The sequence below is a fragment of the Actinomycetospora sp. genome, assembly GCF_055612215.1.
The window spans coordinates 1-1,716 of sequence record NZ_JBVPVA010000732.1 but is presented as its reverse complement, the minus strand read 5'-3'; the positions used below and the strand labels follow the sequence as shown (position 1 = coordinate 1,716).

Here is a 1,716-nt window from a genome sequence, read left to right as displayed (position 1 = left end):
TCGGGGGACACCGGGGCCTCGTCGCCGACCCGGCCGTCGTCCCCGGTGCGGGTGGGGTCGGTCGGCCCCGCGCTCGTCATGCGAGCACCCTAGCGTGGATTGTACCTATCGGTACACTCGGTCCGTGACCTCGCAGGTGGTGCGCCCCTCGACCGCGCGCGGACGCCGGACCCGCGAGCAGATGGTCGAGGCCGCCGCCACGCTCATGCAGGCGCGCGGGATCGCCGCCACCGGGGTGAGCGACGTGCTCGCGTCCACCGGCACCGGGAAGTCGCAGCTCTACCACCACTTCGGCGGCAAGCAGGGCCTCGTCCTCGCCGTCATCGACCACCAGCTCGCCCGCGTGCTCGCCGGTCAGCCCCGGCTGGGGGCCGGCACCGACGGTGACGTCCGCGGCTGGGCGAACGATCTCCTCGCCGTGCACCGCGGCGGCGAGGGCCCGCTGAGCTGCCCGCTCGGGGTGCTCAGCAGCCAGGTCGACGACGACCCGGTGCTGCGTGCGCACCAGGCCGCGGCCTTCGACCGCTGGCGCGCCGACCTCGCGCACCTGGTCGGCGTGGGGCAGGAGCGCGGGATCGTCACCGCGGCGGGGGAGGCCGTCGAGCTGGCCGGGGTGCTCCTCGCCGCCGTCCAGGGCGGCCTCATGCTCGCCCGGCTCGCGCGCGACGTGCGTCCCCTCGAGATCGCCCTCGACGCGGCGCTGGCCCGACTCGGTGTCCACGGCGCTCCCCTCCGGTCTGCGCGGGTGGCGCCCGACGACCCCGGGTGAGGCGGGTCGGGTGCCGTGCCCATGTGGACGTCCGGGAGCCAGCGGGTAAGGGTTCGACGGGGCCCGCGACCGCGTGCCCCCTCGCAGCCGAGGAGGCCCTAGTGGCGGACAACATCTACCGGAAGACCGAGATCGTCGGGACGTCCGAGACGAGCGTGGACGACGCGATCAAGGGGGCCATCGCGCGCGCCGCCCAGACGGTGCGCCAGATCGGGTGGTTCGAGGTCTCGGAGATCCGCGGGCACGTCGAGAACGGCGAGGTCGCGCACTTCCAGGTGACCCTCAAGGTGGGCTTCGCCCTCGAGGACACCAAGTCCTGACCCGGCGCGCCGCTGACGGCTCGGGCATCGCGGGGGACGGGCGGTGCTCGGGCGTCGGCCCGGCACGACCACCGGAAGGTTAGGTAAGCTCAACGAACGTGAGGCAGCGGTGACGGCAGGGACGGCGATGTTCGCCTCGCTGCGGGTCCGCAACTACCGGCTCTTCGCCGCCGGCCAGGTCGTGTCGCTGGTCGGCACCTGGATGCAGCGCGTGGCCCAGGACTGGCTGGTCCTGAACCTCTCCGGCGGCAGCCCGGTCGCGCTCGGCGTCGCCGCCGCGTTGCAGTTCGGCCCGACGCTGCTGCTCTCGCTGTTCGGCGGGGCCTTCGCCGACCGCTACGACAAGCGGCGCCTGCTCATCGTCCTGCAGGTGGGCATGGGGCTCTGCGCCCTCACCCTCGGCCTGCTCGACACCACCGGCACCGTGACCCTGCCGATGGTCTACGTGCTGTGAGTCCTGCTGGGGTGCTTCTCGGCGGTCGACGCGCCGGTGCGCCAGTCGTTCGCCGGGGAGATGGTCGGGCCCGGAGCGCTGCAGAACGCCGTCGCGCTGAACTCGATGACGTTCAACACCGCGCGCATCGTCGGGCCCGCCGTGGCGGGGCTGATGATCGCCGCCGTGGGCAC

General features: G+C 73.7%; 2 protein-coding genes and 1 pseudogene. All 3 read left to right on the top strand.

Going from position 1 to position 1,716, the window contains the following annotated elements; all coding sequences use genetic code 11:
• The first annotated feature begins 124 nt into the window (after nucleotides 1-124).
• Nucleotides 125-769 (top strand): TetR/AcrR family transcriptional regulator, encoded by a 645-nt coding sequence (locus tag AC0CYZ_RS19985; protein WP_472218492.1) that lies wholly within the window; start codon nucleotides 125-127, stop codon nucleotides 767-769.
• A gap of 101 nt (nucleotides 770-870) precedes the next feature.
• Nucleotides 871-1,089, top strand: a complete 219-nt coding sequence (locus tag AC0CYZ_RS19980) for a dodecin (RefSeq protein WP_472218490.1) — start codon at nucleotides 871-873, stop codon at nucleotides 1,087-1,089.
• 127 nt (nucleotides 1,090-1,216) lie between these two features.
• Nucleotides 1,217-1,716, top strand: a pseudogene (locus AC0CYZ_RS19975) (MFS transporter); the annotation flags it as partial.